7 protein-coding genes and 3 tRNA genes are annotated in these 5,022 nt (G+C 64.9%); all 10 read left to right on the forward strand.

Annotated features, from left to right (window positions below; translation table 11 throughout):
* On the forward strand, positions 1–374 hold a 374-nt coding region (locus J5F18_RS03400), incomplete at its 5' end, for an NUDIX domain-containing protein (protein ID WP_346300934.1).
* A gap of 26 nt (positions 375–400) precedes the next feature.
* Entirely contained in the window at positions 401–673 is a 273-nt protein-coding gene (locus J5F18_RS03405; RefSeq protein ID WP_346300935.1) for an oxidative damage protection protein, read from the forward strand.
* 90 nt (positions 674–763) lie between these two features.
* Positions 764–839 (forward strand) — tRNA-Phe (locus J5F18_RS03410).
* Between the two features lie 6 nt (positions 840–845).
* Positions 846–920: transfer RNA gene (locus tag J5F18_RS03415), tRNA-Gln, on the forward strand.
* A gap of 99 nt (positions 921–1,019) precedes the next feature.
* Positions 1,020–1,095, forward strand: a tRNA-Thr gene (locus J5F18_RS03420).
* Between the two features lie 153 nt (positions 1,096–1,248).
* Positions 1,249–2,115, forward strand: a complete 867-nt coding sequence (locus J5F18_RS03425; RefSeq protein WP_346300936.1) for a ParA family protein — start codon at positions 1,249–1,251, stop codon at positions 2,113–2,115.
* Positions 2,102–3,505 carry a replicative DNA helicase gene (gene dnaB, locus J5F18_RS03430; RefSeq protein ID WP_346300937.1) on the forward strand — a complete coding sequence of 468 codons (1,404 nt, stop codon included), beginning with the start codon at positions 2,102–2,104 and terminating at the stop codon, positions 3,503–3,505. The genes J5F18_RS03425 and dnaB overlap by 14 nt, the downstream gene beginning before the upstream one ends.
* Complete coding sequence (locus tag J5F18_RS03435) at positions 3,502–3,882, forward strand: hypothetical protein (RefSeq protein ID WP_346300938.1); 381 nt, start codon at positions 3,502–3,504, stop codon at positions 3,880–3,882. Before dnaB ends, J5F18_RS03435 begins: the two co-directional genes overlap by 4 nt.
* Complete coding sequence (locus J5F18_RS03440; RefSeq protein ID WP_346300939.1) at positions 3,875–4,111, forward strand: type II toxin-antitoxin system HicA family toxin; 237 nt, start codon at positions 3,875–3,877, stop codon at positions 4,109–4,111. The genes J5F18_RS03435 and J5F18_RS03440 overlap by 8 nt, the downstream gene beginning before the upstream one ends.
* Before the next feature lie 75 nt (positions 4,112–4,186).
* Positions 4,187–5,022, forward strand: an 836-nt coding sequence (locus tag J5F18_RS03445; RefSeq protein ID WP_346300940.1) for a ParB family protein, incomplete at its 3' end; no start/stop codon positions are given.

The following is a 5,022-nucleotide window of genomic DNA, read 5'->3' on the forward strand; positions in this document are numbered from 1 at the left end:
GTGCCACGCGCATGCTGCTGCTGCGCGACGCGCGGGGCCGGGTGCTGCTGGAGCAGCGCCCGGCCAGCGGGCTGTGGGGCGGTCTCTGGAGCCTGCCGCAGTTCGACGATACCGAGGCGCTGCAGGCCTGGCTCGATAGCCACGCCCCGGGCAGCGAACTCTCGCCGGCCTGGTCGCCCTTCACCCACGTCTTCAGCCACTTCCGCCTGGAGATCACGCCCCAGCCGGCACGCATCGAGCGCCTCGATGCGGTGGGCGAGACGCGACGCTGGTACGATCCCGATACCCCGGATGCCATCGGGCTGGCGGCGCCGGTGAAGTCGCTGCTGGCGAGCCTGTCGGCCTTCACCCTGAACGCACCACCGAGTCCCTGAATGCCCAACCACGAGGAGCCGTTCCCATGAGCCATACCGTCTTCTGTCGCAAGTACCAGCAGGAGCTCGAGGCCCTGCCCTTTCCCCCCTTGCCCGGCAAGCAGGGGCAGGAGATCCAGGCCAGCGTGTCGAAGCAGGCCTGGGAGGAGTGGCAGGCGCTGCAGACCCGCCTGATCAACGAGAAGCACCTCAACATGCTCGACTCCGCTTCCCGGGAGTACCTGATGGACCAGATGGAGCGCTTCCTCGACAATCGCGAGACCGACCAGGCCGAGGGCTATGTGCCGCGGGAATCCTGACCACAGCCCTGGGCAATGTTGTCCATCGTTTTGAAACGGAAGGGGTTGACGCTGCATGCCGGCTGAGGTTTAATACGCACCGTTGGCAGCGGCCAGATAGCTCAGTTGGTAGAGCAGGGGATTGAAAATCCCCGTGTCGGGGGTTCGATTCCCTCTCTGGCCACCACACTGCTGGGGTATCGCCAAGTGGTAAGGCACCGGTTTTTGGTATCGGCATTCCCAGGTTCGAATCCTGGTACCCCAGCCATCGCCAACCTTGATTATTAAGGCCGTGGACTCAAGTTCACGGTCTTTTCTTCTCGGGAGAGGTGTCTCTCCTGATATGCTGATTGCGATCGTTGCCATTGCCGGCATAGCTCAGTTGGTAGAGCAACTGACTTGTAATCAGTAGGTCCCGGGTTCGACTCCTGGTGCCGGCACCATCCATAGGATGGGTTCTGATGCAACGGTTTTGCAGATCAGCATATCAGCACGAGAAGGCCCCCTAGGGGGTAGTGTGGACGAAGCTATCTTCGTGAAATAGCTACATAATCGCCAGCCTTACACTTGTTTCCATCCGGAACCGAGGTGAGGTTATGCGCGTTGTTTCTGTTGTTTCGACCAAGGGCGGCGTCGGCAAGACCACCGTCACTGCCAATCTGGGCGGCCTCCTGGCCGATGCGGGCCTCAGGGTCCTGTTCATCGACCTGGACAGCCAGCCGACCCTCTCCAGCTACTACCCTCTTCGCACCGAAGCCCCCGGCGGTACCTATGAGCTGATCGCGCTCAGCGACACGGCTCCCGACCGCGTCATATCGCAAACGGCCCATCCCAACCTGGATGTGGTGATCTCCAACGATCACGCCGGCCAGCTTCCTCAGCTGCTGCTCAACGCCCCGGACGGCCGCTTCCGGCTCGCCCAGCTGCTCTCCAGGCTGTCAGACTATGATCTCGTCCTGATCGACACCCAGGGCGCCCGCTCCATCACTCTGGAGATGGCGGTTCTGGCCTCCGATCACGCTCTCTCTCCCATCACCCCCGAGCTGCTCTCAGCCCGTGAGTTCGTGCGCGGCACCGTCGGCCTGCTGCGCGATCTCGAGGCGCTCAGCCAGTTCACTCACCTCTCTGTTCCCCCCGTTTCCGTACTCGTGAACCGCCTGGATGAAACCGCCGATGCGCGGGGCATCCACCAAACGCTGGCGGAGATGTTCGCCGCCGGTGAGCAGGGCGTCACCGTGATGCAGAACACCATTCGCGCCGGTGTGGCCTTCCGGCAGGCCGCCAGCGCCGGGCTGCCGGCTCACCAGTTCGAGCCGCGCAAGCCCGCCGGCCGCAAGTCGCCCGCCGCTGCCGATCAGGTCAAGGCGATGGCCTGTGAGCTCAATCCCGGCTGGCAGCCGCTGATCGACACCCTGGTCTGCACCACCGCCATGCAGGGAGGCTGCCACGATGAGTGCCATTGAGAACCTGGTCCAGCTCCGAGTGGCCGAGGAGCGCTCCGACGCCGGCTATCTGCCTCCCCACAGCCTGGAGGCGGAACAATCGGTGCTGGGGGGGCTGCTGCTGGACAACGCCATGTGGGACGAGGTCGCCGACCGCCTGGCGCCGGCGATGTTCTACCAGCAGGCCCATCGCTTGGTGTTTCAGGCGATCCAGGGGCTGGCCGAGCGCGACCAGCCGATGGATGTGGTGACGGTCTCCGAAGCGCTGGAGGAGGACGGCCAGCTGGAGCCGGTGGGAGGGCTCGCCTTCCTGGCAGAGCTGGCCCGCAATACGCCCAGCGCGGCCAACGTCGTGGCCTATGCCGAGATCGTGCGGGACCGCCATGCGCTGCGGGAGCTGATCCACACCTGCTTCACGCTGAACCAGCAGGCCCTGAACGCCCAGGGCCGCACGGCCGCCGAGCTGATCGAGGAGGCCGAGCAGAAGTTATTCGCCCTGACAGAGGAACGCCATGAGCGGTTGAGCTCCATGAAGGAGATGCTCGGTGAGGCCATCAACGTCATCGATCAGGCCTTCAATGCCCAGGGCGGGGTGACGGGTATCCCGAGCGGCCTGAGCGAGCTGGACGCCATGACCGCGGGCTGGCAGCCCGGGGATCTCATCATCCTGGCCGGCCGCCCCTCCATGGGCAAGACCGCCATGGGGCTCGGCTTCGCGGAGCATGCGCTGACGGCAGAGGAGGTTGCCGGTCCGGTCTTTATCTTCTCCCTGGAGATGCCGGAGTCGCAGCTGATGCTTCGGCTGATCGCCAGCCTGGGCAATGTCTCCCTGCAGCAGCTGCGCACCGGAAAGATGGAAGACGAGGATTGGCCTAAGGTGACCGCCGCGGTCAGTCGACTCACCCAGCTGGACGGGAAGCTTCTGATCGATGATGCCTCTGGCATCACCGCCTCCAGCCTGAAGGCGCGCGCTCGCCGTATGACGCGCCGCTTCGGGCGCCCCTCCCTGATCCTGGTGGACTATCTGCAGCTGCTTCAGGAGCCGGGCAGCGAAAACCGCACCCTCGAGGTGGGCAAGGTCAGCCGCATCCTCAAGGAAACCGCCAAGGAGCTGCGCACCCCGGTGATTGCACTGTCGCAGCTCAACCGTTCCCTGGAGACCCGTCCCAACAAGCGAACCTGCATGGCCGACCTGCGTGACAGCGGCGCGCTGGAGCAGGATGCCGACGTCATCGCCTTCATCTACCGCGACGAGGTCTATCACCCCGACAACGAAGAGAGCCACGGCCTGGCCGAGCTGATCCTGGGCAAGCAGCGCAACGGGCCCACCGGCACCGTGCACCTGGCGTTCCAGGGAGAGTCGGCGCGCTTCAAGCCGTTGGCCTGGCAGCATCAGGAGGTGACCCCATGAGCCAGTATCGCGTGAGCACACCCGAACCCCGTTCCCGGCTTTCACAGGCTCTGGCTCAGGTCATGAACGAGACCCGCCAGCGTCAGCTTGAGGCTGAGCAGCAGGCGCTCCCAGCCCTTGAACAGCTGATCCGTGTGGCCCAGGGCCACAGCGGCCAGTCTCATCACCTGCGCCGCCTCCTCCTTGGGCTCTACAACGGCTACCGCTGGCCCTTCGAGATGCAGCGGCTGCGCGGGCTGGATGCGGACCTGCAGGCGGATGCCCTCGCGGTGATCCGGATGGCCACCTATAGCGGCCACGAGATCCACACCTTCATCGAGGGCGGTGATGCCTTGCTGAAACGCTTCTGGGAGATCGAGGAGGCCAACGATGAGTAAGTCGCTGTCGGCAGCACGCGGGTGCAAGGGGATGCAGCGCCTGGTGCGCTATGCCGCCACCCGGGGATGGGAGGTGCAGCGTACCAGCGGCGGGCATCTGAGGTTCAGCAAGCCCGGCTGTGCGCCGGTCTTCACCTCCTTCACCACCAAGGATCGCCGCGCCGAGCTCAATGCGCGCTCCCAGCTGCGTCGGGCGGAGTGGCAGCAGGGGTGCCGCCATGACGAGTGATGCCACTGTCATCAGCACCCAGGCGCCGCCTGCCGGCGCCACCTCTGCCCGCTTCGTCTCCGAGGGATACCGCCGATGAAACGTCCGACCGACCAGCAGCTTCGCGAGCGCCTGATGCAGCCCGGTCCCAAGCGTCAGGGGCAGCCCGTGGATGCCGTGACACCACCCGACCAGGAGATGGCCGTCTGGGTCACCCTGGACATGCTCAAGCCCTACGAGCACAACCCCCGTCAGGTCCAGAACCCCAAGTATGAGGAGATCAAGGCCTCGATCCGTGCCGCGGGCCTCAAGCACAAGCCCCCGATCACCCAGCGGCCGGGGGCGAAGCACTACACCATCTGCGACGGTGGCAATACCCGTCTGCAGATCCTGCGCGAGCTCTATGAAGAGACCGGCGAGTCGCGCTTCCACGCCTTCTATGCCCTGTACCGACCCTGGCAGTCGGAAGTGAAGATGCTGACGGGGCACCTCAGCGAGAACGACAACCGCGGCCAGCTGCTCTGGATCGAGCGTGCCAAGGGCGTAGTGGATGCCAAGGCGATGTACGAAGAGGAGAGCGGCGACACGCTCTCGCAGCGCGAGCTGGTCAAGCGTCTGGGTGAGGACGGCTATCAGGTCGCCCAGAGCCATATCAGCAGAATGCTCTATACCGTCGAGCATCTGCTGCCCACCCTGCCCAACACCCTCTATAGCGGACTTGGCCGCTCACAGGTCGAGAAGCTGATCAGCTACCGGGAAGCCTGTCGGCTGATCTGGGAGCGCTGCACCGAGGAGGTCGCGCCCGAGGGCTTTGCCGAGGCCTGGCACCAGACCATGGCCTGGTTCGATGACGAGGGCCAGACCGAGATGAACTGGAGCATCGTGGTGGATCGGCTGTGCGGCATGCTGGCCGACCACACCGGCGTGCACTT

It is taken from the genome of Halomonas sp. BM-2019 (genome assembly GCF_017584085.1).

What these genes read in the sequence shown, in the direction of transcription:
- J5F18_RS03405 (WP_346300935.1), top strand. Translation starts at nt 401, where the DNA reads ATGAGCCATACCGTCTTCTGTCGCAAGTACCAGCAGGAGCTCGAGGCC.
- J5F18_RS03425 (WP_346300936.1), top strand. Translation starts at nt 1,249, where the DNA reads ATGCGCGTTGTTTCTGTTGTTTCGACCAAGGGCGGCGTCGGCAAGACC.
- dnaB (WP_346300937.1), top strand. Translation starts at nt 2,102, where the DNA reads ATGAGTGCCATTGAGAACCTGGTCCAGCTCCGAGTGGCCGAGGAGCGC.
- J5F18_RS03435 (WP_346300938.1), top strand. Translation starts at nt 3,502, where the DNA reads ATGAGCCAGTATCGCGTGAGCACACCCGAACCCCGTTCCCGGCTTTCA.
- J5F18_RS03440 (WP_346300939.1), top strand. Translation starts at nt 3,875, where the DNA reads ATGAGTAAGTCGCTGTCGGCAGCACGCGGGTGCAAGGGGATGCAGCGC.